This is a genomic window from Paenibacillus sp. sgz302190 (assembly GCF_059820445.1).
Genome location: NZ_JBZYAO010000012.1, coordinates 1 through 26,086, shown reverse-complemented (window position 1 = coordinate 26,086; position 26,086 = coordinate 1). Strand labels below are relative to the sequence as shown.

Genomic DNA, 26,086 nt, shown 5'->3' with positions numbered 1-26,086 from the left:
GGGAAACCGATGCTTGACCATAGTAATTCCGCAGGAAAGTACCGCATTTCTGCAGTCATAATTGCACAGGATGACGAACAGCGGATTGCCGATGCGATTGCTTCCTGTAAAGCTTTTGCCGATGAGATCGTCGTGGTGGACGGGGGGAGCAAGGACGGAACCGTACGCGTCTCGGAGCAATTGGGGTGCAAGGTATACACGAATCCTTGGCCCGGATATGCCAAGCAGCGGATTTACGGAAGCGAATGCGCATCGTACGACTGGATTTTCGCGATCGATACCGATGAGGTCGTCAGCGAAACGTTGGCCAAGGCGATATTAGAGAGAAAGCAGGACTTGTCCGACGGCGAACGGGCCTACGCCGTGTTCAGGATCGGCGACTTTTTGGGCCGGTGGATGGGCAAAGGCGAGCGCCTGGTGCGCCTGTACAACCGCAAACACGTGGAGTTCAAAGATATTCTGGTTCATGAAGCTCCGGATGTAGCGGAAAGGCAGGTCACGCATTTGCCGGGAACTTTGTGGCACTACGGTTTTAGAAGCGTCAGCGATCACGTCAGGCGCTTTAACAAATATACCGATCTGGAAGCGGAAGGCGTGATGGCGGCGGGCAAATCGTTCAGACTGCTGCGGATGCTGTACCGTCCACCCCTGCGTTTCGTGCAAAAATACGTGTTCCAGGGCTTGTACCGCAAAGGCATACCGGGCCTGGCCGTAGCCGTCTTCTGGAGCTTGTACGAATTTCTCGTCTGTCTGAAGCATTACGAAAGGCTCCAGGAGCGCAAACAAGTGAAGCTCCGGCATGAAGAAGAGCCGTTAAAAAAGAAGGAGGGGAAAGCTTATGCCATCCAATAGCTTGCGCATTTTGTCTACCGGAATGGGCTGGCCGTCGGCACAGCCCGGGGGGTTGAATACCTACTTCCAGAACATTACCGAGCGGCTTTCGGAACGCCACGTGGTGCAAGCGCTGGTCTGCAGCCAGGAAGAGCCTGTGGTGAAGCCGGGACTGTTCGTCGAGAACATCGCCGATCCGAAGCTCAGCCTCAGGAGGCGGAGAATTGTTTTCGGCGAGTATGCGGCCCGGCAGATGGAAGAGCAGAAGTTCGACCTTGTCTATACGCATTTCGCCCCTTACGGCCTAGGCGTAGCCATGGAAGCGAAGAAGCGGAACATTCCGGTCGTCATGGCGTTTCACGGCCCTTGGAGCGAAGAAATCAAAGTGGAAGGGGGCGGGATGAGGGAGCGGCTCAAAAGATGGATCGCCAAATCGATTGAGATGAAAGCTTACAGGTTTGCGGACGCGTTCATCGTGTTAAGCGAAACGTTCCGCGATATTTTACACAAGCATTACCAGGTGCCGCTGGACAAAATCCACATCGTCGCCGGTGCGGCCGACACTGTGCGATTCCAGCCGTCCGCGGACCGGACGGCGGTGCGCATGCGACTGGGGCTGGCACCGCATCAAACGGCGGTGCTGACCGTGCGCCGGCTGGTCAACCGCATGGGGCTGCTGCAACTGCTCGCAGCCTGGAAAGAAGTCGCCGGGCAAGCTCAGGACGCCGTGCTGCTGATAGGCGGGCGCGGCCCGCTGAAGGGCGAGCTGGAGAGCCGCATCGCCGAATACGGGCTTCAAGACCGCGTGCGGCTGCTGGGCTATATCCCCGACGGCGAGCTGGCGGGCGTGTATCAGGCGGCTGATCTGTTCGTCGTGCCGACCCAGTCGCTGGAAGGCTTCGGACTGATCACGGTGGAAGCGATGGCTTCCGGGGTCCCGGTCATGGCTACGCCGATTGGCGGCAGCCGGGAAATATTGAGCAAATTCAATCCGGCGATGCTGTTCAAGAGCGCGAATAGCGGCGATATGGCGGCGGGCCTCATTCATATGCTGAATCACCGCGAACAGTGGCCTTCGTCGGAGCAATGCCGGAATCACGTTCTGGACCATTATACGTGGGATCTGGTGACGACACAGGTGGAAGCCGTGTTCGAGCAGGCCATGGGCCGCAAAATCCAGGCGTTCATGGTCAAGGACCGCGACGCCGGGGGCCTGCGTGTCAGGAGAGGAGGGACGGATACGGATGTTGAGAGTAGCCTACATTGATCATACGGCCAGATGGAGCGGAGGCGAAGTCGCCCTTTACAATATTTTGACCCATCTGGGCAGCAGAGTGGACCCGCTGGTCATTTTAGCGGAAGAGGGCGTGCTGGCCGACAGGCTGCGGGAAAAGGGCATCGACGTCAGGGTCATTTCCCTGGACGATAAAGTCCGCAACCGCAACCGCAACGCCGTCAACCTGCAGGTCGTATCCGCAGCGTTCCAACTGTTCGTTTACGGAAGAAGACTGGCCCGGATTTTGCGGGAAGAGCAAGTCGTTTGCGTCCACACGAATTCGTTGAAATCGGCGTTTTACGGCGCCGTTGCCGCCAAAATGGCGGGCATCCCGCTGATCTGGCACATTCGCGACCATATCGGCGCACCGTATTTGAAGCCGGCCGTCGCCCAGGTGATCCGCTTTCTGTCGCGGGTGCTGCCTAACGGCGTCATCGCCAATTCCAACTCAACGCTTGCGGCATTGCAGCTGCCGAAATCCAAAAAAACGCTTGTCGTCTATTCTTCCTTCGCCAAAGTCGTTAGTCAGGCGGCTCTCGTCATCAAGCCGAGGAAGACGTTCACGGTGCTGCTGGTCGGCCGTCTGGCCGAATGGAAAGGCCAGCATATTTTGCTGGAAGCGGCCAAATCCTTTTTGCCCGATGCCCATGTCCGATTCTGGCTGGCCGGCGATGCGCTGTTCGGCGAGGAAGCTTACAAGCAAGGGCTGATGGATCAAATCCGGGAGAACAAGCTGGATAACGTAACGCTGCTTGGACATGTCGATGATATTCAGGGGCTGATGCAGCAGGCCGATCTTCTCGTACATACGTCGATCACGCCCGAGCCTTTCGGGCAGGTCATCGTAGAAGGAATGGCCGCCGGTCTGCCGGTGATCGCATCCAATGAGGGCGGGCCGACCGAAACCGTCGTCCATAACGAAACGGGACTGCTTATCACTCCCAAAGATCCCGCTCTGCTGGCGATGTCGATCCGGCATTTGCTGGAGCACCCCGTAGAGAGGCAGAGCATGGGGGAAAAAGGGAGAAAACGCGTACAAGAGCATTTTGTCATCGAACGAACCGTTACACAGATCACCAGGTACTATGAAGGGTTGATTGCCAATCCTTGAAAGTAACCTCGGAAAAAGGGGTGGATCAAATGAGAATAGCAATCGCGCATGATTATTTGATTCAAATGGGCGGAGCCGAAAGAGTCGTCGAGGTCTTTCACCATATGTTTCCGCAGGCGCCTATATTCACGACGATGTTCAGCAGCAACCGGCTGATCGGCACGTTGAAGGAAGCGGATATACGGGCGTCGTGGCTGCAAAAGATGCCGGGAGGGAAGGATAACTTCAAAGGGATGCTTCCCCTGTACCCATTTGCGATCCGGGATTTTGATTTTCGTGATTTTGACATCGTGCTCAGTTCCAGCAGCGCATTCATGAAGAGCATTCAAGTTCCGAAAGAAACGTTTCACCTCTGTTACTGCCATACGCCGATGCGGTTTGCATGGGATTACGATACTTACATAGAACGACAATCCAACTCCGGCATTACGAAACGGCTTTTGAAAATTTATATGAACCAGCTTAAGCAGTGGGACCGGAAAACGTCGAAGAACGTCAACCAGTTTATCGCCAATTCGTCGGTCGTCAAAAACAGGATTCAAAATTATTATCACCGGGATTCCGACGTTATTTTTCCGCCGATCAACACATCGCGCTTCCGCAGCTCCGAGGCGATCGGGGATTACTATTTGATCGTCTCCAGGCTCGTATCCTATAAGCGGATCGACCTGGCCGTGGAGGCGTTCAACCGCAACGGACTGCCCCTGTACATCGTCGGGGAAGGGCCCGATCTCGAGCGTTTGAAGCAAATGGCGAAAAGCAACGTCCGCTTTCTCGGAAGGCTGGGGGACGCTACGGTGACGGAATTGATGGCGCAGTGCCGGGCGCTGATTTTCCCGGGCGAAGAGGATTTCGGCATCACGCCGCTCGAAGCCAATGCCGCCGGCAGGCCGGTTATCGCTTATCAGGCGGGCGGCGCGCTCGATACGATTGTACCGAAGGTGAACGGCGTCTTTTTCCGCCGGCAGGAGGTCGACGATTTGCTTGCCGCCATCGGCGAGGTGGAGAATCATGCCTGGAACGTGCCGCAGATCGTGAAGCACGCGCAAAAGTTCGACGAGAAGACGTTCATGGAAAAGCTTAAAAACTATATGATCAAAGCCTATGACAAATTCAGAGAGGAACGGTGATGGTATGAAATTAGCGGTAATCGGAACCGGCTATGTCGGATTAGTTTCGGGTGTGTGCTTTGCGGAGACAGGCAATCACGTCATTTGTGTCGATCAGGACCCCGGCAAAATCGCCATGCTGCAAAATGCGGTTTCACCCATCTACGAGCCTGGGATCGAAGCGTTCATAGAACGCAATATGCAAGCCGGCAGGCTGCAGTTTTCAACCGATTTGCGGGAGGCCGTGCAGCAGTCCGAGCTCGTCATCATCGCGGTCGGCACGCCTTCGCTGCCTAACGGCGAGGCCGATCTGCAATACATCGAGGCGGCAGCCGGAGAAATTGCCAGGGCGATGAACGGCCACAAGATCGTCGTGACCAAAAGCACCGTTCCGGTCGGAACGAACGAGAGAATTTACCGCATTTTGGCGGAACATACCGCCGAACCGTTCGATGTCGTCTCCGTGCCGGAGTTTTTGCGGGAAGGGTCGGCGATTCAGGACACGCTTCACCCGGACCGGATTGTCATCGGTTTGGACAATAAGGAGCTGGAGCAGACGATGGTGGAGCTGCACAGCCGTTTTACGGATCAAATCTTCGTCACGGATATCCGCAGCGCCGAGATGATCAAATATGCCTCCAATGCGTTCCTGGCGACAAAAATATCGTTCATCAACGAAATATCCAACATTTGCGAAAAGGTCGACGCCGATGTTACGCAGGTAGCCCTCGGAATGGGCAAGGATTCGCGGATCGGCCCCTCGTTCCTGAATGCCGGGATCGGATACGGCGGGTCCTGCTTTCCCAAAGATACGAAAGCTTTGATCCAGATCGCGGGCAATGTCAACTACGAATTCCAGCTGTTGAAATCGGTCGTGGAAGTGAATAAAGCGCAGCGCTACAAAGTCATTACGAGGCTGGAGGAATCGCTCGGACAGCTGTACAACACGGTCGTCGGGATTTGGGGCTTGTCCTTCAAGCCGAACACGGACGATATCCGCGATGCGCCGGCGCTCGAAATCGTCGAGACGTTGATCCGCCGGGGCGCGAAAGTGAAGCTGTACGATCCCGCCGCCATGGATAAATTCAGGGAACAGCTGGACCACCCTGCGATTCAATGGTGCAGTCTGGCGCTGGAGGCTGCCGGAGGCGTCGACGCTTTATGCCTGCTCACCGATTGGCAGGAATTCAAGGAAGTTTCGCTGCACCAGCTGACCTTCCTGATGAAGCAGCCGATTATGATCGACGGCAGAAATGTATTTTCCAAAGAACAGATCGAGGGAACCGGCTTGAATTACTATTCGGTGGGAAGACCGGATATGACCCCGCACTTCCGTCCGCGGGCCTACGTTTGACAAGTTTAAGTTCGTCCAATAATAAGAGGGAGTGTGATTAGCATGAAACTGGTTCTTTTATCCGGCGGGTCGGGCAAGCGGCTGTGGCCGCTCTCCAACGATTCCAGATCCAAGCAGTTTTTAAAGGTGCTCGACAGCCCGAATCAGGAGATCGAATCGATGGTGCAGCGGGTGTGGAGACAGTTGAATGACGCCGGTCTGGGAACTTCCGCTTATTTGGCAACGAACCGTTCCCAGGTTGAAATGATCGCCAGCCAGCTTGGCGGCGAGGTTCCTCTGATCGTAGAGCCGGAAAGAAGGGATACTTTCGCCGCCATCGCGCTCGCCGCAACTTATATGTATTCGATGGCCGACATGCCGCTGGATACGGTCGTCGCCGTTCTGCCGGTCGATCCCTACGTGGACGAAGCTTTCTTCGAGAAGATCAAGGAGTTGGAGCAGGTGCTTCGGGAAACGGATGCGAACCTGGCGCTGATCGGCGTCGTACCGAGCGTCCCGTCAGAGAAGTACGGCTATATCGTCCCTGCGGACCCGCACCCAGATTATGCGGAGGCGCTTCGGGTCAGCCATTTCCGGGAGAAGCCGGACCGCGCGCAAGCGGAAGCTTTGATCCGCCGGAACGCTCTGTGGAACTGCGGCGTGTTCGGATTCCGCCTCGATTATTTAATACAAGTGCTGGCGGAAAAAGGACTTCCGATCCAGTACGAAGAAATGCTTAAACAATACAAAGAGCTTCCGAAAATCAGCTTCGACTACGAAGTGGTGGAGAAGGAAGAGAATGTGGTCGTCCTTCCGTACGACGGCTTCTGGAAAGACCTTGGCACGTGGAACACGCTGACGGAGGAAATGAACCGTTCCCAGATCGGCACGGGCATTGTGACGGAGGACTCCGTGAACACGCATTTGATCAACGAACTGGATATTCCGGTTACGGTGATCGGCATGAACGATGTCGTCGTTGCTGCAAGCCCGGACGGCATTCTGGTCACTTCGAAGGCGGAAAGCCCGCGAATCAAGGAAGTGATGAACGCGATCCAGCAGCGTCCGATGTATGAAGAGCGGAGATGGGGGCGCTATCGCGTCATCGACTATGTCAAATACGCGGAGGGCAGCGAAGTGCTCACCAAACGCATCCTCGTCCGCGCCGGCAAAAACATCAGCTACCAGCTTCATTACAAAAGAAGCGAAGTATGGACGATCGTCAGCGGCATAGCCGATATCGTCATCAACGACAAGCCGTATCAAGTGAAGCCCGGCGATGTCGTACGGATTCCGGAAGGGACCAAGCACAGCATATTGGCGATAACCGATCTGGAACTGATCGAGGTCCAAACCGGATCGCAGCTGATTGAGGAGGACATTGTGCGAATTTGCATGGAATGGAAAGATATCAAGCTTCATCAGTTTATATGAGGTTTGGATTGTGAAATAAACAACCCCTTTTTGTTCTCTTTTTCATGGGACTGGAAGGCGGTTGTTTATTTGGTAATCCGATGGGCATAGCAATGGCATCTTAAAATCATCCAATGGAGGGCGCGTTATGCGGGTGTTTCAAGGCAGAAAGGGTGGTGTAAAAGGAAAGGCGGCGATCCTGCTTTTATTCGCGCTGATTTTGCCCCAACTTCCTTTTTATCCGAACATTGCTTCTGCTTCGTCTGTCCCTGTGAATCCGTCTGCCTCGGCGGAGGCGAAGGCCGTTTTGCAGATTTTATATGACATTTCGGGCAAAAATATTATAGGCGGCCAGCACGATTACCTGGAAAGTCCGGACGAATTAAACGATAAATCGCAAAAATTGACGGGAGCGTACGCCGGAATCCACGGTTACGAGTTCGGCGCGATTATGAACCAATCCAAGACGGCGGTTGCTTCGCAAAGGCTGAATGTCGTGAAGAGCGCGATCGATTGGCATGAAGCCGGAGGTCTCGTAACCTTAACTTATCATCAGAGCATTCCCGGCAAATGCCGCTGCTGGTCCAACGTATCGACGGAAATGAGCCAGTCCGATTTCGACCGGTACGTCACTCCGGGAACGCCGGAATACGATAAGCTGATTGCCGATCTCGACGATGTGGCGGTGTACCTGCAAAAGCTGAAGGATGCCGGGGTCCCCGTATTGTGGCGCCCGTACCATGAGATGAACGGTGGCTGGTTCTGGTGGGGCAAAAAAAATAATTACCCCGCCCTTTGGGATACCATGTATGACCGGTTCGTCAATGTGCACAAGCTGGACAACCTGCTCTGGGTGTGGAGTCCGAACGCGCCCAACGCTTATGCCGATCCTTACCGGCTGACGTATCCGGGCGCCGACAAGGTCGATGTGCTGGCCGTCGACATCTACGACAACGATTACCGGCAGGATTACTATGACGACATCGTCGATCTGGCCGCCGGCAAGCCGGTGGCGATCGGGGAAAACGGCGAAGTGCCGGATCACGCAGTTCTTGAAAAGCAGCCCAAATGGGCGTACATGATGATTTGGGGCAAAATGCTGACGGATAACAATTCCTATCAGGGGCTGCAATCTTTTTACAAAAATTCGAAATCGCTGTCGAGGGGCGCCGTGCCTTCTTATTTTCAAATGGCCGACAGGCCGCCGGCTGTCATGCACGGTCTGCGGGCCGAATATTTCGACGATAAAAACTTGACCTTGCTCAAAGAGGTGCGAACAGACCCCAAAATCGACTTTAACTGGCATAAGTCCGCTCCGGTGCCGTCCGTTCATGCCGATAAATTTTCCGTCAGGTGGACGGGCAAGCTGAAGCCGAAATATTCGGAAACCTATACGATTTCCACGGTCAGCGACGACGGAATCCGGGTGTGGATCGACGGGACTTTGGTGATAGACAGTTGGAACAATCAGAGCTGGGTGGAACGAACGGGAAAGATAGCGCTAACCGCCGGGCGGCTTGTAGACATTAAAGTGGAATATTATGATCATACGGAAGGGGCTGCGGCTAAGCTCATGTGGGCCAGTTCCTCCCAAGCGAAAGAAATCATTCCCGAAGGCGTCCTCTTCCTCCCTTGATGAATTCGCAAAAGCTAAGACTGGAAAGAGAGGACATCATGAAAAGAAGAGCGTTTCAGTTTATTGCCCTGTCGGCCGTCTTGCTTTGCATCATCATCTTGTCTTCCGCTTCGTATTATTGGAGCGTGGCGGCGAAGACGGCGAATCCTTCCGCTCAGGCTCAGGCTTCATTGGCACTCATGGGCGACAGCCGGCTTTTGTGGATGTTGGGCAGTCCGGACGATTCCTTTGTTGAGTTCGCCAATTACGACGCCGGCATCCGAAGGTACTCGGCCTCGGCGGCCCCGGCTAACGGCGCGAATTGGAAAAAGGTGCCCAAAGGCCTCAACAAATCGGTGAATCCCGATTTCAGCATCGACTATTCCCTGGACACGGTTCCGGAATACGGCGTTCAGCTCCAGGTCAAGGTGCTGGGTGCCTACAAGTCCGTTCCGCAGATGGCTGTATTTTCCAACGGCATGCTGTCGGGCATCGTGCAAATCGCCGGCGTCGGCGGGACGACAAGCAAGTATGCTTACAAAAAGACGTACGATCTTTACATCCCGAAGGAAATGCTGCGGCAGGGCGACAATGAATTGAAGCTTGAGGCGATCGGCTGCATGTACTGTTCGCCGGCGGAAAACCAGTACCTGTGGTGGAACTGGGATTACATTGCGCTGACAGCTTTGCCGGCGCCGGCGGAGGAGCCGATTCACGGCAATTACATCGCGTCCGGCACGAGCGTCAACAATATGTCCTTCTATTACGACGAAGGCGCCGTCCGCCACCTTCCGTACGTGCTGAAATGGCTCGGCATCGCCTATAGCGGCAACATTATGCGGACCGGCTGCGCCACGGATGTCAAGAATGCCTGCTCGTCCATCAAGGAATATTACGAGACTTTGCGGGACTATAACACGCAAGCCGTCTCCTTTCACCTGCACACAGGCAACATCAAGCTGAAAGCGGACGGCACCCTGCCGGACGATGCCGAAGCGAAGCTGGCCGATTATTTGAAAAACTACGGTTCGCTCTTTCAATATTATGAAGTAGACAACGAGCCCGGCTTGTTCAACAGGTCCAAGGCGGTCAATCTGGCGATTGCCAAATGGCTGGGCGAGCATATTCCCATTCTGGCGCCTCATATGAAGACGGTAGCTCCCGGATGGGCATACGCCCCGGAGTATGAGGAGAAAGCGTGCAAAAACCAATCGCCCGGCCAGACCGCCCGCTGCGGCGATCCGGACGGCTGGGAAAGCGATCCGGCCCAGCGCAAGGAGCTGGAGCGGGTGACGGATTTGACCAACGGGCACGCTTACGGCTCATCCTACGTGGATAACGATGGCGGGAGCTTCGTGGAAAATTTGGAGACGTTCGGAGGAGCGGAGGATGGCTTGCCGAAAATGATGCTGAACACCGAGTACGGGACGTCGGACAGCCACACCGACGACAAGCAGTACGGGGCCGTTCAGCCGAAAGCGGCCGCTTTCGACCGCATCATGCGCGCCCATATCGGCTATGCGGACATGTTCACGCAGCATGCGGCTTTTTATCCGTCGTATTCGCTGTTCGAAACGGGCTTTGATCTGAACGGCCATAATCCGTCCGAGACGCGAATCCACAGCAACCCGCCGGAGCAGGATTCCCGCGCAGCCGTCATGCGCAGGCTCAATCTGGCCTATGCGACCCATGGCCGGCCGCTGGCCTACGAGGTCACGAACAAGAGCGGCTTGACGGGCAAGCTGGTATATGTTCGCGCTGTGGATACCTCATCGTTGAAGCCGCTGCCCGGATCGCAGGGGACATCGGACAAAATATTGCTGAACTTCGTCAATTTTGAGAAAACCGCGCAAACGATAGAGGTCAAAGTGACGATGCCGGAAGCGGCGGAATTTGAAGGGGAACGGTTCGGAGCGGGCGACACGTATGAGGAAGCCCGGACGTACGTATCGGGGCTGCAAGCCGCCCCCGAACTGCAGCTGAAGGAAACGCTCGCGCCGGGCGAAGCGGTGCAGTATATTTTGACGCGTTCCGCAAAAGTGAAGCCCAAGGCCTCGGCCTGGCTGGATGCGGCGCCTTTGCAGCAGCATGCGATCGAGCTGGACTGGCAGGAATCGGAAGGAGCGCGGGGCTACGATGTATGGCGCAGCTCCGTTCCGGGCGGCAGCTACACGATGATCGCCGAAAATATACAAAAAACGCATTATTTCGACAATGACACGCAGCCTGAAACGGCTTATTCTTATCAAATACAGGTGACGGGGACTAAACGGGGTTCTCCGGTCACGCAGGCGACCGCCACCGATTATGCGTCTTTGGACCGTAAGGATTGGGCGGTTTCCAGCAGTTCCGGGAAGCCGGAGCGCGCGATTGATGACAATCCCAACAGCCGCTGGGATACGGGCACTGCGCAGACGGAAGGGCAGTACTACCAGGTCGATATGAAAAAAACGGCGGAGATCAACCGGATCGTGCTCCGGACGGAAGGCTCGCCGAACGATTTCTCGAAAGGGTACGAGGTCTACCTGTCGGACGACGGCTCCGCATGGGGAAGCCCGGCCGCGACGGGGCGCGGGGCTACGGTGACGGACATCCGCTTCGCGCCGCGGCGGGCCAGATACGTGAAAATCGTGCAAACCGCGAGAAGCGGCAGCTATTGGTCCATTCATGAGCTTTACGTTTACGGGATCGGAGAGGGTCCGGGTACACCGGGCTGATACGGCTTCAGCCGCTTGCGGCTCCGCTGCTCTTCCAGCAGCCGGGCCATCCGCAGCTGCATGTTTCGGGATTGCGGCGTGGCCAGGGAAGGATGAGCGAGATTGCGCACTTCGAGCGGGTCCTCGGTCAAGTTGTAGAGCTCATACTCTTCCGGCACAGGCTCGGTTTTGACCGTCACGGCGCAAGAGGCGCAGGCCGACCACTGCGGAGGCCCGCCGGCATACCCGCCCGGAGGCGGCACGCTGACGGTGACATCCCGGACTCCGGGCTCGCTCCAAAACTGCTCGTTGTCGAAGTAGCGGGAATACTTCCACAGTTCTTTGACGTTATTTCGCCGTACGGTGGCGATAACGGTTTCGATGTGGTTCGGTTGGACAACGGCGGGATAGGGCACTCCGAGCAGGCTGACCTGGTGCTGGCCGCGCAGAAGGTCGTCCTCGGTCATGAAATAGATCGGATCGTCCAGCGGATCGGTCTCGTCCTGTTCCAGAAGCAGCCGCGAAAGATCGCGTCCTGCCAGGGGGTGAACCTGGCTGAACTTGCTTTGCAGCCGGCTCTCGATCGCCGCGATATCGGCGCCCGCCAAGCCCAGCATGGTGGGCAGAAGATCGAGGTGGCTGGTCAGCGATCGAAAGGCTCGGCGCTGCGGGAACAGCTTTTGATGGTGAATGAGACAGGGGACGTGCAGCATCTCTTCGTAAGCGCAGTACATCTTTTGGTGCAAATGGTTGTGAGCCCCCAGCAGATCGCCGTGATCGGACGTAAAAATGACGATCGTGTTTTCATAGAAAGGCGAGTTCACGAGCGCATCGAAAACTTTGCCCATCTGTTCATCGGCATTTTTTTGCAGCTGGTAGTATAGCTTGCGGTAAAATGGCTCGTCGATGATGGGCTGCAGCGCCAGGGGATACAGATCCCGGTAGCTCGCCTGGCATCGCGGTTTCGTGTCCAGAGGTTCGTCCAGAGTCGGCGGCGGATCGACCGAAGGCATGGGATCCACGGCGAACCGGAAAAAAGGCAGCCGCTCCGTGACCGAGCCGTACAGCGTAATATCGTGCGGATTCACGAACGATGCGACGAGGAGCCACGGCTCGGCGCTGCTGCCGGCGCTTTGTTCGCGGCCGAGCGCCTCGATAAGCTGCGCCGCCTCGGCGGCGTAGACGACGTCTCTGCCGCTGACGCCGAATGCCGCCGACGAGGCGGAGTTTCGCGGGTCGGCGCCGTGCGGCTCGGGGCCGATCCAACTGGAGAAGCCGAAGCTTTCCAGGGGATCGGCCTGCAGGTACAAATCTTCCTTCGCCCGATCGGGCACCCCGGTCAAGGGATGATAGCTCGGAACGCTGCGGTGCGTGCCCGGAATCCCGATATCTTCAAAGGAGATATGCCACTTTCCTTTATAATACGTCCGGTATCCCGCCTCGCGGAAATAATTTCCCATCGTCGGCACCGTATTTCTACCCAGCCAAAACATATCGGAATCGAAGGATCTCTTGGCCAATCCATTGGTCTGGCTGACGCCGTGGAGCGACGGATATTGGCCCGTAAACAAGGTGGCGCGGCTCGGACAGCAGGCGGTGCTGCCGATATAATGCCGATGGAACTCCAGACTGTTCGCTCGCAACCGCTCCTGCGTCGTAAGATTTTGCCTGCGCCATTCGCGGATTTCCGCATTTTCGTATACGGGAGGATAACGCTCCTCATCAACGAGCAGGACGAGAAAATTAGGCTGTTCCGGCTTGCGTGAAGGCTCCCCGTTCCTAACCATGGCATACACATCCTAAGCGTTTTTTACCTAGATTATGCCGGGGAGCTTCAAAAGAGTATTCATGCGTTCTTTTCCCTGTATTGACCCGGAGTAATGCCCTCCTGCTTGCGGAACGAGCGGATAAAGTTTTGCGGATTGTTGTACCTGAGCCTGGATGAAATATCCTTAATCGGTATATCTGTCTCGGCCAGCCATTTCTTCGCCATATTAAATCTGTAGGCGGATAAATATTCGCTGAACGAATGGTTCGTTTCTTTGCGGAAAATACTGCTTAAATAATTAGCGTTGTAATGCAGCTGCGAAGCGCACTCCTCCAGCGTCAAATCCGTGTCGTAGCAGCGCTGCACCAGATCGATGATTTTCTCCGAAATGTTGTGGTACTGCGCATCCTGCCGGTCGCGGAAAATTTTGATCATCGGATATACGACCTGCGTCCAGAACCAGTCCTCGATTTCAGCCGCGATTTGCAGCTCCAGCAATTCCTCGAATAAAGAGCCGTTTCCGGGGTGAATCTGATTCAGGCTGATGCCGGATTCCTGCATGACGATCAGCAGATTGTTCAGGAAGCGGGCCAGCGGAACCTGGTACTCCTGCGGGGACAGCTGTGCCGAAAGCACGGACTGCAGCAATTGCTTCAGCAGTTCCTTCGATTTATCCTTCTCCGCCACTTTGATGGCATCCTTCAGTTCCTGCTCGATATGTTTCGGATAGTTCAGATTCAAATAATGTTTGCCCGAGTTAATATTCTCATATTGAATAATGATGCCTTCGCCCAGCTTGATCCGGTGCTTCAACGCTTCCAGCCCTTCCCGGTAGGCGATGGACATGTTCGTAAACGACGACGTCGGCAGGCTCATGCCGATGCTGACCTGCAAGTTCAGGTAGCTGAATATTTTTTGCTGCAAATTTTCCGTCAAGGCGTACAAAGTGTTGCGGAAAGCCGCCGGATCGCTGTCCGGACTGCCGATCAGTGTGACGACGGTATGGTCGATAATGACTGGCGCGAACCGCTGCTCGGTTCCGATCAGCTCCTCGATAATGTTGTGCACCGCGAACAGCAGCAGATCCACGTCCTGCTTTTCGTACCTGGTATTGTCGATCGAGTCGATCTGCACCGTAATGGCGGCCATCGTTCTCCATTCGGCCATTTGGACGCCGTAGCCGAACTGCTGCAGTTTTTCCAGCAATTCGTTATGCTTGATGTTGCCCTGGAACGCTTTGATCAGGAAAAACGTGCGCACCTGCTGGATATGCTGGCGCACTTCGTTTTCCAGCTGGGATTTGGACTGGAACAAATCGCGAACCTGTTCGCCGATCATCTGGAACTCGTTGGCTTTGCGCTGCTGGTTCACGGTTACAAGCTCTCCGATCTGCTTGAGCAGCAGCTGAATCGGCGAGTACATCCGGCGGGAGCCCAGCCATGCCAGCAGCATGGAGACGAGCAGCATGATCACGCACACATAGATCGTATAGGTGCCGATTTTATCGGATTCCTTGGTCAGGCTGTCGATGGACGTCACCGACAAGTACGCCCAGCCGTTCAGATTGGAGCGCAAATACGTCACCGCGTACGGCTTTTGATTCATCTGCGTGGTGAATTGGCCGCGGGGCTCCGATGGGAGCTCGATATTTTTTAGTCCCGTTTCGGCGACCGGCTTGCCGATGAACTCGGGGTTCGGGTGCATCAGAATCCGGTTGTGCTCATCAATGATCATAATATCGTCATACTGCGGCGTATCGCTGCTCAGCAAATCCTGCAGACTGCACGCCGGTATGTTGGCCAGCGCTATACCGAACTGCTCGAACCCGGTGGTCGGCAGCTTTTTGACCAAGCTGATATGGTAATCGCAAGCGACGCTTCTGGCATTTTCCTCCGTGTAAAACCATGCGGACGGATTCAGCACCCAGGAGCTGTTCTCGGACCCGTTCATCAGTGCGGCCAACTGGTCGTGGTACGGGTACTCGTTGAACTTGTACAGCCCGGAGTTTTTGACCATCCAGTTATAGCGTCCGTTAATAAGGACAACGTCTTCCAGCTTCGTATCGAAAGACTGCATGTAGCGAATCTCGCTGCGCAAGTCGTCGTACATTTTGAAATCGTTTACAGTCAGTGGAATATCCAACGCTTTTTTTAGCACGGTAGAATTAATCACTTGATTCAAAGTATGGTTGACAGTCGTTAATTTCTGCTCTACATTTGAATTAATTTGCATGATTAACTGCATTTTACCTTCGTTTACATTTTTTTGGATCTCTTTGGAAGAAGTCACAAACGAGAAAGCACCGATGAAAATGACCGGAAGCGTGCTCAACAAGAACCCGAAAATCGTCATTTTGCTCAAAAAACTTAAAGAACGCACAGCATCCAACACCTTATCATGGAGGTTACGAAGCATCTAACATGTCTATTGTAGTAAACGCTTTAGTTAAGGACAATAATCATCTGGACGGCGGATAATCATTTTATTAGATTATGACGATAAATCGAAGTATCAGCAAGGGGGAATTCGTATGAAGAAGGGTCCGGTGCAAAAAAACAAGAGAATTGCCGGCCTAATATTTATGGTGCTGGCCATCCTGTGGCTAAGCGCCTGCGGGAACGACAACACGGCAAAATCCGGGTCAGCGGCCGATGGCCGTCCGGCGATTTCCATCATGGCTCCTTTACATTTTCCACACCCTCCGAATCAGGAGCTCGTGCAGGAAATCGAACGAATGACCGGCACGAAGCTCGAAATGAACTGGGTTCCCGATGGCATTTACACGGACAAAGTGAACACCGCGCTAACGACCAACACGCTGAAAAAAGCGACTTTTATCAAATATTCGGACTACATCATCCTGAAAAATTCGATCCGCTCCGGCTCGTTCTGGGAGATCGGACCTTATTTGAGCCAATACCCGAATTTGAAGCAGCTCAGCCGGGACATTCTCGGTCAGGCGGCGGTCGACGACAAAATATACGGCTTGTACACGGAGCGTCCCTCGTCCCGCCAGGGAATCATTATCCGCGAGGACTGGCTGAACAACCTCGGCTTGTCCAAACCGGCGAACCTGGATGAGCTGTACAACGTATTGAAGCAGTTTACGTACGGGGACCCCGACGGGAACGGAAAGCAGGATACGATCGGATTAACCGACCGGAATGATCTGGTGTTCGGCGCGTTCAAGACGCTAAGTTCCTATTTCGGCACGCCGAACGGCTGGAGCATAGCGGACAATCGGCTTGTTCCGGATTTCGAATCGCCCGCCTACATGGATACGATGGATTTTATGAAAAAGCTGTACACCGAGAAGCTGATCAATCCGGATTTTGCCGTAACCAGCAAGGAAGTGCAGCGGGACAAGCTGATCCGCGGCATCGCCGGCGTATATATCGGCAGCATGCAGGACGTGCAGCGGCTGACCGATGAAAGCAGAGCGATCAACCCGAAAGCGAAGTACACGCTCGTGAACCGCATCGAAGGGCCCGCCGGCTTGAGAATATGGTCCATACCCAACTATAACGGCTTGTATTTATTTTCAAAAAAAGCGATCAAAACCGAAGAAGAATTGAAGCAAATCCTCGCTTTCTTCGACCGGACGATGGACAAGGATGTCGCCAACCTGCTGCACTTCGGCATTGAAGGGAAACATTACACCAAAGTGGGCGATCAGGTCCGGCTTCTTGAGGAAACGTCGCAGCTCCGCGTGAACGAGGTGAATTCGCTTTATACGCTGATGATTGCGGATTTGAACAATAAGAACGTCATGCGCATCGCCGAGCAGGAGTCCTTGACCAAACTGGCGGATCAACTGAGCACGGATAATGAGAAGTTCATCGTCAAAGATCCGACCGTAAGCCTGGAGTCCAAAACGTACGATGAAAGAGGCCTGGAACTTTACAAAATTATTTCCGACGCGACCTACAACTATATACTGGGCAACTTGAACAAGGACGGGTTCCGTCAGGAAATCGCCCGCTGGAAGCAAAACGGCGGCAACCAGATCACAGACGAATACAGCAAAGCGTATTTTCTAAAAAAAGCAAACTAGCGGCGCGTCGGGAGTCATCGCTCCGTCCCGGCCGGCGGCGAAACAGCGCCCAGTCCGGGCGACCGGGGTGCGCGCCGGCATACAGCAAGCCAAGGTTCAGTGCCTTGGCTTTTTTGGGTTTTGGCTCGCGGGAAATTCGCTGAACGTCCGCGATCCGGCGTCCCGCAATTCCCGCCGCCATCAAGGACGTTTGCGCGCGATGCCCGCCAACGCGCACCTCTCCCGGCGTGCGCTGAAGGGCTATAAGGCGCCAGTGGGCCGGTCTAGGGTCGGCCCCCAAGCCTGCAGCCCACCATAACCTTCAGCCCCCCAAGTTTGCAGTAGTCAGGCTTTGACGATGGGAAACGGTTCCGTTCTTTGGGAAAAAGGTGATAGTGGGGGATACCCGATTAAAGTGGGCGTTTGGCATGAAGTGGTCTGACAGGCCAGGCCAGGACGGGCAGACCGGTACGGGAGGGCAGACCAGGAAGGGGGCAGGCCAGGTCGAACGGGCAGACCAGGACTGGGCGGAGAGAAAACCTGCAAAAGTACAGGTTTTTTCTGCCGGAATGGCCCATTTTGGCGAAAAGCCTGCGAAAGTGCAGGAATTTCGCTGAAATTGAATCTGAACCCATGTGCTCGGGTGAAAAGCCTGCACAATTGCAGGAATATTTCGTTTCCGGCGTATAAACGAGCAAAAAGATGCACTTTTGCAGGCTTTTTTCCCGCAGCCGGTGGATAAGCGGCCAGCTCTGGCTTGTGGTGTTTCAACAGCCTGCACTTACGCAGGCTTCTTCATTTGCAGCCAAGGGGGAGGTGCGACCGCTTCTAGTGCGGGGGGGCTAAACAGGGGCTAAACACCCCTGCTTTCACGCATGCGCCCGTCGGGCTTCCGGTGTGTCATCTTCCGCGGCAATAATCATTATCTCACATCCTTGTTTCGCAAGGCCGAAATGGGGAAATGATTGTTTCGGTAATCTAAGCGCCTGTGTAGTGTAGGAGGTGTAGCAGCACAAAACCATTTTTGTGGAGGTCTGACAAAATATGAAGAGAAAACTGGTCTCGATTCCCCTGAGCGTTCTGCTCGTTTCCAGCGTCCTGCTGGCCGCTTGCTCGAACGGGGACAAAACGGCGACTCCCGCATCGACCGCAGGTGGGGCAACTGACAATAAACCGACGGCAATCACGATTATGGCTCCGCTCAACACTCCGGAAACACCGCCGGACGTAGTCATCAAAGAGCTGGAGAAACTGACGAACACGAAGCTGACATTCCAGTTTTTCCCGGCTGACACTTATGAAGAGAAGCTGAACACGACGTTTGCGACCGGCGGTCTGCCGCAGGTGACTTACCTGAAAAACCAGGCGACATTCATCCAAATGAAGTCGGCGATTCGCGACGGCCAATTTTGGGAAATCGGGCCTTACCTGAAGGACTTCCCGAATCTCAGCAAATTGAAGTCGACGACCAACGACAATACGAAGGTTGACGGCAAGCTGTATACGCTTTACCGCGGCGTGGATATTGCCCGTCAAGGCATCATTTACCGGAAAGACTGGGCGGATAAGCTCGGGCTTAAGCCGCCGTCGAACCTCGATGAGCTGTATGCGATGATGAAGGCGTTCACCGAGAGTGACCCTGACGGCAACAACAAGAAGGACACGATCGGTCTGGCGGACCGCAACGATTTGATCTACGGCTCCTTCAAAACCGTAGCTACCTGGCTCGGCGTGCCGAACAACTGGGGCCTCAAAGACGGCAAACTGCAGCCGGAGTTCATGTTCCCTGAGTATGTGAAGGCGATGGACTTCTATAAAAAGCTGCGCGACGAAGGCATTATCAATAAAGATTTTGCCGCGACAAGCAAAACGGATCAGCAAAAGCTGTTCACCAAAGGCACGGCGGGCATGTATATCGGAGCTATGACAGACGTCTCGACGCTGAACAAAGATTTGATCAAAAACGTTCCTACGGCTGTCGTAGACGTGCACAGCATGGTCGCCGGTGCCGACGGCAAGTTCTCGTCGTGGGCGTTGAACGGCTACAACAACGTAATTCTGTTCCCGAAATCGGCGATCAAAACAGAGGCGGATCTGAAGAAAATTTTGGCATTCTTTGACAAAATGATGACCCCTGAAGTAGCCAACCTGATGTACTGGGGCGTCAAAGACGTTCACTACAGCGTAATCGACAACAAGGCGAAAAAGCTGGATGAGGAAAAATGGACGCGCGAAGTCAAGGCGTTTGCGGATGCGGCCATTGGCGACGAAGATACGTCCGGCAGATATTTGGGCATACCGAGCATACCTGCCCAAGGCAAGGCGGATGAGCTGAAATTTGCCAATCTGAAGTACGCCGTGCAGGACCCGGCCGCTGCGCTGGACTCCAAAACGTACATGGAGAAAGGCGTGCAGCTTCAAGACGTAATCAAAGACGCGACCTACAAATACATTTACGGCAACCTCGACAAGGCAGGATTCGATAAAGCTGTAGAGGATTGGAAAAACCGCGGAGGCAGCAAAATTATCGAAGAATATAATGCCGCGGGCAAAAAATAACTGATGGGTACGGAGTAACACAGGTTGAAAAAGAGAAGAGGCTGTTGCACGAACAGCAGCCTCTTTAATTTTATCTAATCTACCGGAGAGGAAGAAATGCTATGCAGGAAGCACACATTCAGCCAAAGGTGGTGCCGACAACCCGAAGCAGCGAGCTCGGCAGACGCCTTTGGAAAAATAAATTGATCTATATCATGCTGCTGCCGGGAGTGCTGTATTTTCTAATATTCAAATATATCCCCATGTACGGGCTGATCATTTCGTTTCAAAATTACAAACCGTTTAAAGGAATCAGCGGAAGCGAATGGGTCGGTTTCGAACATTTTCGCCGCTTGTTTACGGAACCCGATTTTTGGACGATTCTCAGCAATACGTTAATTCTGTTCGGCATGAATCTTTTGTTTTATTTTCCGATTCCGATCATTTTGGCGCTGATGTTAAACGAAGTCAGAGCGGAACTGTTTAAGAAAACTTTTCAGACGATTGTTTATTTGCCTCACTTCATGTCCTGGGTCATTATCGTCTCGATCACCTTCGTCATGCTGACGATGGACGGCGGGATTGTCAACGAGCTGCTTGAGTATTTCGGATTTACGGAAATCAACTTCCTTTTGAGCCCCGATTGGTTCAGGCCGATCTATACGCTTCAAGTCATTTGGAGAGAAGCAGGTTGGGGAACGATTATTTATTTGGCCGCGATCGCTTCCATCGATCCCCAGCTTTATGAGGCTGCGCGGATGGACGGCGCCGGGCGCATCAGACAAATGTGGCACATTACATTGCCGGCGGTTCGCAGTGTGATCATCGTATTGTTAATTTTGAAAATCGGTCATGTTCTCGACCTCGGTTTCGAGCACGTCTACCTGCTTCTCAACTCCATGAACCGGGAAGTTGCCGAGATCATTGACACTTATGTATATACGGCAGGTTTAAAGCAAGGGCAGTACAGCTACAGCGCCGCAATCGGATTTTTCAAATCGTTTATCGGACTGATTCTTGTCATGCTGGTCAACAGGATTTCCAAGAAGATAGGCGAAGAGGGCGTATATTGAGGAGGACTGGACAATGATTGATGACAGAACGATAGCCGGCAGAATGTTTAACATCATCAATTATGCATTATTAACGATTATCGGTTTAGTTACCGTGCTGCCGTTCGTGCATGTCGTAGCGGGTTCGTTCACGACAAGCGCGGAAATGGCCGCCAAGAAGTTTGTGCTTTTCCCTACGGATTGGAGCTTGGACGCTTACCGGTTTATTTTCTCGACGAATACGATTTTTAAAGCGATGGGCGTATCGATCGGAACTACTCTTTTCGGAACGATATTCAGTATGTTTGTGACGATTTTGATGGCATACGGTCTGGCGCGTAAAGATTTGGACGGAAGAAAGACGGTCAACTTCCTTGTCGTATTTACGATGCTGTTTAACGGCGGATTGATTCCGACCTTCCTGGTCGTCAAAGAGCTGGGCTTGATCGACACTTACTCGGCGTTGGTTCTGCCTACTGCAATCAGCGCATTCAACCTGATCATTTTGAAAAACTTCTTCCAAAACGTGCCGGAAGGGCTCGAAGAATCGGCCAAAATCGACGGCTGCAACGATTTCGGCATTTTGTTCCGCATTGTGCTGCCATTATCGATGCCGGCAATTGCAACCATCTCTTTATTCTACGCAGTGACTCATTGGAACACGTATATCAACGCAATCTTTTATATTAACGACAGCAAGCTGTGGCCGATTCAGGTGCTGCTCAGACAAATCGTCGTTCTGGCCAGCGGAATGGATTCCAGCTCAGCCTTAGACAATACGACTCCGCCGCCGGCGCAATCGATCAAAATGGCCGTTATCGTCGTTGCGACGCTGCCGATCCTGCTGGTGTACCCGTTCCTGCAAAAGCATTTCGCTAAAGGAGCGATGTTGGGCTCGATCAAGGGATAGGAAAAGAGGGTCTTGCACATGCACATGCAGACACACGAAGAGAATTTACGCGCTGCGCTTGCCGAAATGGACGGTTTGTTCAGCCGGTTTTTCGACTGGCTGGCCGGGCAGTACGATGCGCGCAGCGGCGGATTTTTCTACGCCCGCAGCTCGCGGGGGATCGCCGGCCTTACGCCGGACATCGAATCGACGGCCCAGGCGCTGAACATCTTGGAGCGCCGCGGCCTGTTGGAATCGATGCCGCCTGCGGTGAAGGAGCGGTTGGTCCGCTTTTTCCAAAACAAGCAGGACCCGGACACAGGCTGCTTTTACGATGCGAATTCGCATATGCGCGAAGACGAGGTGATGGTAGCCCGGGCGATTGGCTACAGTCTTAACGCCCTGCGCAAGCTCGGGGGCGAGCCGCTTTACGCTTTGCCGTATCAGGCGCGTCAGGCACCCGGCTACATGAGCTCGCCGGAAGCTTATCTCCGCTGGCTGCGCTCCGTGGAATTAAGCAACAGCTGGCGCGGCTGCGACCGCTTGTCAACTTCCGCGGTGTATGTGCGGCAAGTCGAGCCGCCGGAGCGCCGGGCGGAGTTTGCGCATACGGCGTTCCGGTTTTTTGCGGAAATTCAGGACCCGGACACTGGGCTTTGGGGCCGGGGAACGCAGTATGAGCGAATTTCCGGCACTTTTAAGCTGCATACCTTTTATGACAGCTTCGGTGTGCCCATGCCCGCAGAGCGGCGGATTTACAGCAGCATACTCCGCTGCCTGCGGACGGAGGAGGCCAGCGATATGTGCTACATTCGCAACCCGATCCACCTGCTTTCCTATATGAAGCCGGACATCCCGCCGGAGGAGCTGCGCGAGATCGTCCGCATCACGCTGGCGAACATGAGCAGGCTGCTTCGCGCGGACGGCGGATTTTCCCGCGAGCTGGCTCACTCGCCTTCGGCGCCGAATGTGGCGCAGATCAAGCGCGGGGAGTATTACCCGGACATGCCGAGGCCGGTTCATATCGGGCGCGGGCTTGTCGAGGGCGACATGAATGCGGGAACGCAGGCGCTGCTGATCCGGTCCGTGTGCTATCATCTGGCCGGCCTGCAGGAGCCGGGGTGGAGTTTTTCCGCCGATTCATTTTACAAACCAATACTGTGATAACCCTGGCAAGCTAGAGAGGGAAGGGAGAAATCAGAATGACTGTTATTGCAAAAAAGACACCGATCGAGTGGGCGAGGGCTGCCTGCGATTCCGTTATGAGCCAGTATACCCCGATGGAACTTCCGCCCGCCGGGCGCTGGCACTACCATCAGGGCGTATTTTTGTGCGGAGTGGAATTGCTGTCGGAGCAGGTGAAGGAGGAACGCTACGCCGACTATATCCAGGGATATGTGGACGGTCTTGTGGACGAATACGGCAATCTGTACTTTGCCCGCGACGAATTGGACGCGATTCAGGCCGGGCTGCTGCTGTTCCGTCTGGAACAGCGGACGGGCCGCAGCAAATACCGGATAGCCGCCGACAAGCTGAGAAGCTTGTTTCATACGCTGAACCTGACTTCCGAAGGCGGCTTCTGGCATAAGGACAAATACCCGTATCAAATGTGGCTGGACGGCTTGTATATGGGTGGCGTTTTCGCCTTGAAATACGCCAACGCCTACGGGGATCACAGCCTGCGGGCGACGGTGCTGCATCAGGAGAAGCTGATGCGCAAATACATGAAAGACGAGCGTACGGGCCTGCTCTACCACGCGTGGGACGAGAGCCGGAGAATGCCGTGGGCCAACCTGGAGACGGGCTGTTCGCCGGAGTTTTGGGGCAGGTCGCTGGGCTGGTACGGTCTGGCGCTGGCGCAGTTTTTGGATGAGCTGCCGGCAGGCGAAGCGGGCCGTGACGAACTGGCCGCCGCTTTGGGGGATTTTGTGTGCGCGCTGATTCGCTACCAGGACCAAGAAAGCGGTCTGTGGTACCAAATCGTGGACAAAGGGCACATGCCCGACAATTGGCTGGAGACATCCTGCACCAACTTGTTTGTGTACACGATCGCCAAAGCGATTAAGCACGGCGTTGTCGGAGACGAGTGCCTGGATGCGGCCCGAAGGGGATATGAGGGACTTATCCGCACGCTGCAGTTCGACAAGCAGGAGTGCCTGATTTTGCCGCACATCTGTATCGGAACTTCCGCCGGAGATTACGAAAATTATGTGACCCGGCCGACGAGCGAGAACGACCTGCACGGCATAGGCACATTCGTCATGGCTTGCGTGGAGATGCAATCGTTAACCGCAAATGAACACTAGAGGTGCAGCCAAATGTCGATATATAGCATTACACGGTTCGGAGCCGTTCCCGACGGAGTCACCGATAACAGTCAGGCGATCGCCGAGGCTATCGAAACTTGCGCGATCAACGGAGGCGGGACCGTCTACATTCCCGCAGGGACGTATGTCACAGGCAGAATCGCGCTGCGCAGCCGCATGACGCTGGAGCTGGAAGCGGGAGCCGTGCTGTTGTTCCGCACTGATTTTGACGACTATCCGCCTGTTCCGACCCGGTGGTCCGGCTATGAATGTTACGGCTACTCGCCGCTCATCTATGGCAGCGGCCTATCCCATGTGACGATCAAGGGCAGAGGGATCATCGACGGGCAGGGAGCCCCGTGGTGGCAGGCGAATCGGGCCCTGCGCCGGGGCGAAACCGTGGAAAGCGCGCGGACGAAGGAAATCGCCGGCTTGAACGAGGCGCTGCTCCGCTCGGTCAAGAGCAATATCGTGGAGTGGGAGTCGCAATTTCTCCGCCCGCCCTTGCTGCAGCTGATCGATTGCGAGCATGTGAGCATCGAAGGCGTTACACTGCAAAATTCGCCGTTCTGGAACACGCATCTGGTCTACTGCAAAAACGTGCATATTCACGGCGTGAATATTAAAAATCCCAGCGACACGCCGAACAGCGACGGCTTGGACATCGATTCGTGCTCGAATGTGCGGATCTCCGACTGCTTCTTCGACGTGGGGGACGACTGCCTCTGCATCAAGTCGGGCATCGACGAAGACGGACGCCGTGTCGGCAAGCCTTCGGAGAACATCGCGGTGACGAACTGCACGATGCTCAGAGGGCACGGCGGGGTCGTGCTCGGCAGTGAAATGGCCGGCGGCATTCGCAACGTCGTCATTTCGAACTGCATCTTCATCGGTACGGATCGCGGCATCCGCATGAAAACGAACCGCGCCCGCGGAGGGTACATCCGAAACATTCAGGTTAGCAATGTGTATATGGAGGATGTATTTTGCCCGCTGACGGTCAATTCGTTCTACCGGCACGGCGTGGATGAAAGCAATCCGTTGATCGGCAGTCCGCTTCCCGTCGCCGTCACCGACAGCACGCCCGCGATCGAGCACATCCGGATCAGCGACGTGACCGCCAAACGGTGCAGAGCTTCCGCCGGATTTATTTACGGATTGCCGGAGATGCCGATCCGGGACGTGCAGCTGCATCATGTGCTGATCGAAATGACGACCGATCCGCTGGAGCAGGGCGACGAGCCGGATATGGTGCGGGAACCGATCGTCATGGCCGGAGACGGCATGCTGTGCAAGCACGTGGAGGGCATGGAGCTCCACCACGTCCGCATCGAGACGCGGCAAGGTCCGGCGCTGCGCGCGGAAGACGTGCGCGACTTCGAAGCGCATGAGCTGTCCATGAAGCGCAGGCACAAAGATACGCCGGTCGTGGCGCTGACCCGCTCGGCGGAGGTGTTTATTGCCGGCAGGCATACGGCTGACGGCAGCTATTTGCAAACCGACGCGGGCAGCGCGCGCGTGGGGGGATGACGTACCAGGGGAGCTCGGTTCCCCTGGTTTTTTTCGGATAAGTCGGGCTTAGGCCCGACTATTTCTCGATGAGCATCGGCGGCTCCGGGTAGTACGATATTCACCCGAGTCCCCACCGTAGCAAAAGCTGTTTCTGCACAACGTCGTCCAAAGAAGGTGCGACCGTTTATGAAGCGGCCCGGCAGCCCGCAGTGGCCTTTTACCCCGTAGTGGCTTCACTCTGCAAGGCCTCCACCCCGCAAAACCTGCAAAAGTCAGGCTGTTGAAAAACCCCCGCGTCAGTGGCGATACCCACAAACTGCCTGGCTGCACGAAGAAAACCTGCAAAAATACATGAATTTGCGTCCTTGATCGCTGGCCACGGAAAATTCCTGCAATTGTGCAGGCTTTTCAGCGGGGATATGGGCTCAGGTTCACTTTCAGCGAAAATTCCTGCACTTTCGCAGGCTTTTCACCAAAACAAGCCAATTTCAGAGAAAAAAACCACTAGCTTTGCATCAAACCTGACATGAAAAATTTGTTTCAAAATGTTCCTAAAACTGTATTTTATTGATGCTTTTTGTCTGGCGGATAATTAAAAAATCTC

The 26,086-nt window shown here is 54.7% G+C and carries 17 protein-coding genes; 15 read left to right on the top strand and 2 right to left on the bottom strand.

Annotation, left to right across the window (positions count from 1 at the left end; all coding sequences use genetic code 11):
* Positions 1-9 precede the first annotated feature (9 nt).
* The 8 genes from AC6RNO_RS15195 to AC6RNO_RS15160 all read left to right on the top strand — a co-directional run bounded on the left by AC6RNO_RS15195 (position 10) and on the right by AC6RNO_RS15160 (position 11,405).
* A complete protein-coding gene (locus AC6RNO_RS15195) occupies positions 10-852 on the top strand; it encodes a glycosyltransferase family 2 protein (RefSeq protein WP_474684167.1) in 843 nt (280 codons plus the stop codon).
* Entirely contained in the window at positions 839-2,098 is a 1,260-nt protein-coding gene (locus tag AC6RNO_RS15190) for a glycosyltransferase (RefSeq protein ID WP_497105931.1), read from the top strand. The genes AC6RNO_RS15195 and AC6RNO_RS15190 overlap by 14 nt, the downstream gene beginning before the upstream one ends.
* Positions 2,076-3,218: a glycosyltransferase gene (locus AC6RNO_RS15185; RefSeq protein ID WP_497105930.1), complete on the top strand. Its 1,143-nt coding sequence runs from the start codon at positions 2,076-2,078 to the stop codon at positions 3,216-3,218. Before AC6RNO_RS15190 ends, AC6RNO_RS15185 begins: the two co-directional genes overlap by 23 nt.
* A gap of 29 nt (positions 3,219-3,247) precedes the next feature.
* On the top strand, positions 3,248-4,348 hold the full coding sequence (locus AC6RNO_RS15180) for a glycosyltransferase (RefSeq protein WP_474684170.1): 1,101 nt from the start codon (positions 3,248-3,250) through the stop codon (positions 4,346-4,348).
* Between the two features lie 4 nt (positions 4,349-4,352).
* On the top strand, positions 4,353-5,681 hold the full coding sequence (locus tag AC6RNO_RS15175) for a UDP-glucose dehydrogenase family protein (RefSeq protein WP_474684171.1): 1,329 nt from the start codon (positions 4,353-4,355) through the stop codon (positions 5,679-5,681).
* 42 nt (positions 5,682-5,723) lie between these two features.
* Positions 5,724-7,094, top strand: a complete 1,371-nt coding sequence (locus tag AC6RNO_RS15170; RefSeq protein WP_497105929.1) for a sugar phosphate nucleotidyltransferase — start codon at positions 5,724-5,726, stop codon at positions 7,092-7,094.
* Positions 7,095-7,221: 127 nt separating this feature from the next.
* On the top strand, positions 7,222-8,709 hold the full coding sequence (locus tag AC6RNO_RS15165) for a glycosyl hydrolase (RefSeq protein WP_497105928.1): 1,488 nt from the start codon (positions 7,222-7,224) through the stop codon (positions 8,707-8,709).
* A gap of 38 nt (positions 8,710-8,747) precedes the next feature.
* Positions 8,748-11,405 carry a discoidin domain-containing protein gene (locus AC6RNO_RS15160; protein ID WP_497105927.1) on the top strand — a complete coding sequence of 886 codons (2,658 nt, stop codon included), beginning with the start codon at positions 8,748-8,750 and terminating at the stop codon, positions 11,403-11,405.
* Here AC6RNO_RS15160 and AC6RNO_RS15155 read toward each other — a convergent pair.
* Positions 11,369-13,171 carry a sulfatase-like hydrolase/transferase gene (locus AC6RNO_RS15155; RefSeq protein WP_497105926.1) on the bottom strand — a complete coding sequence of 601 codons (1,803 nt, stop codon included), beginning with the start codon at positions 13,169-13,171 and terminating at the stop codon, positions 11,369-11,371. The genes AC6RNO_RS15160 and AC6RNO_RS15155 overlap by 37 nt on opposite strands.
* Before the next feature lie 59 nt (positions 13,172-13,230).
* On the bottom strand, positions 13,231-15,531 hold the full coding sequence (locus tag AC6RNO_RS15150; protein WP_497105925.1) for a helix-turn-helix domain-containing protein: 2,301 nt from the start codon (positions 15,529-15,531) through the stop codon (positions 13,231-13,233).
* 151 nt (positions 15,532-15,682) lie between these two features.
* On the opposite strand from AC6RNO_RS15150, the gene AC6RNO_RS15145 reads away from it, so the two are divergent.
* The 7 genes from AC6RNO_RS15145 to AC6RNO_RS15115 all read left to right on the top strand — a co-directional run bounded on the left by AC6RNO_RS15145 (position 15,683) and on the right by AC6RNO_RS15115 (position 25,500).
* Positions 15,683-17,206: an extracellular solute-binding protein gene (locus AC6RNO_RS15145; protein ID WP_497105924.1), complete on the top strand. Its 1,524-nt coding sequence runs from the start codon at positions 15,683-15,685 to the stop codon at positions 17,204-17,206.
* Between the two features lie 1,023 nt (positions 17,207-18,229).
* On the top strand, positions 18,230-19,744 hold the full coding sequence (locus AC6RNO_RS15140; protein WP_497105923.1) for an extracellular solute-binding protein: 1,515 nt from the start codon (positions 18,230-18,232) through the stop codon (positions 19,742-19,744).
* Between the two features lie 101 nt (positions 19,745-19,845).
* Entirely contained in the window at positions 19,846-20,796 is a 951-nt protein-coding gene (locus tag AC6RNO_RS15135) for an ABC transporter permease subunit (protein WP_497105922.1), read from the top strand.
* A gap of 13 nt (positions 20,797-20,809) precedes the next feature.
* Positions 20,810-21,685, top strand: a complete 876-nt coding sequence (locus AC6RNO_RS15130; protein WP_488436078.1) for a carbohydrate ABC transporter permease — start codon at positions 20,810-20,812, stop codon at positions 21,683-21,685.
* Positions 21,686-21,709: 24 nt separating this feature from the next.
* Positions 21,710-22,828 (top strand): hypothetical protein, encoded by a 1,119-nt coding sequence (locus tag AC6RNO_RS15125; protein ID WP_497106016.1) that lies wholly within the window; start codon positions 21,710-21,712, stop codon positions 22,826-22,828.
* Between the two features lie 38 nt (positions 22,829-22,866).
* Entirely contained in the window at positions 22,867-23,970 is a 1,104-nt protein-coding gene (locus AC6RNO_RS15120; protein WP_497105921.1) for a glycoside hydrolase family 88 protein, read from the top strand.
* 12 nt (positions 23,971-23,982) lie between these two features.
* Entirely contained in the window at positions 23,983-25,500 is a 1,518-nt protein-coding gene (locus AC6RNO_RS15115) for a glycosyl hydrolase family 28 protein (RefSeq protein ID WP_497105920.1), read from the top strand.
* The last annotated feature ends 586 nt before the right edge of the window (positions 25,501-26,086 follow it).

What these genes read in the sequence shown, in the direction of transcription:
- AC6RNO_RS15195 (WP_474684167.1), top strand. Translation starts at nt 10, where the DNA reads ATGCTTGACCATAGTAATTCCGCAGGAAAGTACCGCATTTCTGCAGTC.
- AC6RNO_RS15190 (WP_497105931.1), top strand. Translation starts at nt 839, where the DNA reads ATGCCATCCAATAGCTTGCGCATTTTGTCTACCGGAATGGGCTGGCCG.
- AC6RNO_RS15185 (WP_497105930.1), top strand. Translation starts at nt 2,076, where the DNA reads ATGTTGAGAGTAGCCTACATTGATCATACGGCCAGATGGAGCGGAGGC.
- AC6RNO_RS15180 (WP_474684170.1), top strand. Translation starts at nt 3,248, where the DNA reads ATGAGAATAGCAATCGCGCATGATTATTTGATTCAAATGGGCGGAGCC.
- AC6RNO_RS15175 (WP_474684171.1), top strand. Translation starts at nt 4,353, where the DNA reads ATGAAATTAGCGGTAATCGGAACCGGCTATGTCGGATTAGTTTCGGGT.
- AC6RNO_RS15170 (WP_497105929.1), top strand. Translation starts at nt 5,724, where the DNA reads ATGAAACTGGTTCTTTTATCCGGCGGGTCGGGCAAGCGGCTGTGGCCG.
- AC6RNO_RS15165 (WP_497105928.1), top strand. Translation starts at nt 7,222, where the DNA reads ATGCGGGTGTTTCAAGGCAGAAAGGGTGGTGTAAAAGGAAAGGCGGCG.
- AC6RNO_RS15160 (WP_497105927.1), top strand. Translation starts at nt 8,748, where the DNA reads ATGAAAAGAAGAGCGTTTCAGTTTATTGCCCTGTCGGCCGTCTTGCTT.
- AC6RNO_RS15155 (WP_497105926.1), bottom strand. Translation starts at nt 13,171, where the DNA reads ATGGTTAGGAACGGGGAGCCTTCACGCAAGCCGGAACAGCCTAATTTT.
- AC6RNO_RS15145 (WP_497105924.1), top strand. Translation starts at nt 15,683, where the DNA reads ATGAAGAAGGGTCCGGTGCAAAAAAACAAGAGAATTGCCGGCCTAATA.
- AC6RNO_RS15140 (WP_497105923.1), top strand. Translation starts at nt 18,230, where the DNA reads ATGAAGAGAAAACTGGTCTCGATTCCCCTGAGCGTTCTGCTCGTTTCC.
- AC6RNO_RS15135 (WP_497105922.1), top strand. Translation starts at nt 19,846, where the DNA reads ATGCAGGAAGCACACATTCAGCCAAAGGTGGTGCCGACAACCCGAAGC.
- AC6RNO_RS15130 (WP_488436078.1), top strand. Translation starts at nt 20,810, where the DNA reads ATGATTGATGACAGAACGATAGCCGGCAGAATGTTTAACATCATCAAT.
- AC6RNO_RS15125 (WP_497106016.1), top strand. Translation starts at nt 21,710, where the DNA reads ATGCAGACACACGAAGAGAATTTACGCGCTGCGCTTGCCGAAATGGAC.
- AC6RNO_RS15120 (WP_497105921.1), top strand. Translation starts at nt 22,867, where the DNA reads ATGACTGTTATTGCAAAAAAGACACCGATCGAGTGGGCGAGGGCTGCC.
- AC6RNO_RS15115 (WP_497105920.1), top strand. Translation starts at nt 23,983, where the DNA reads ATGTCGATATATAGCATTACACGGTTCGGAGCCGTTCCCGACGGAGTC.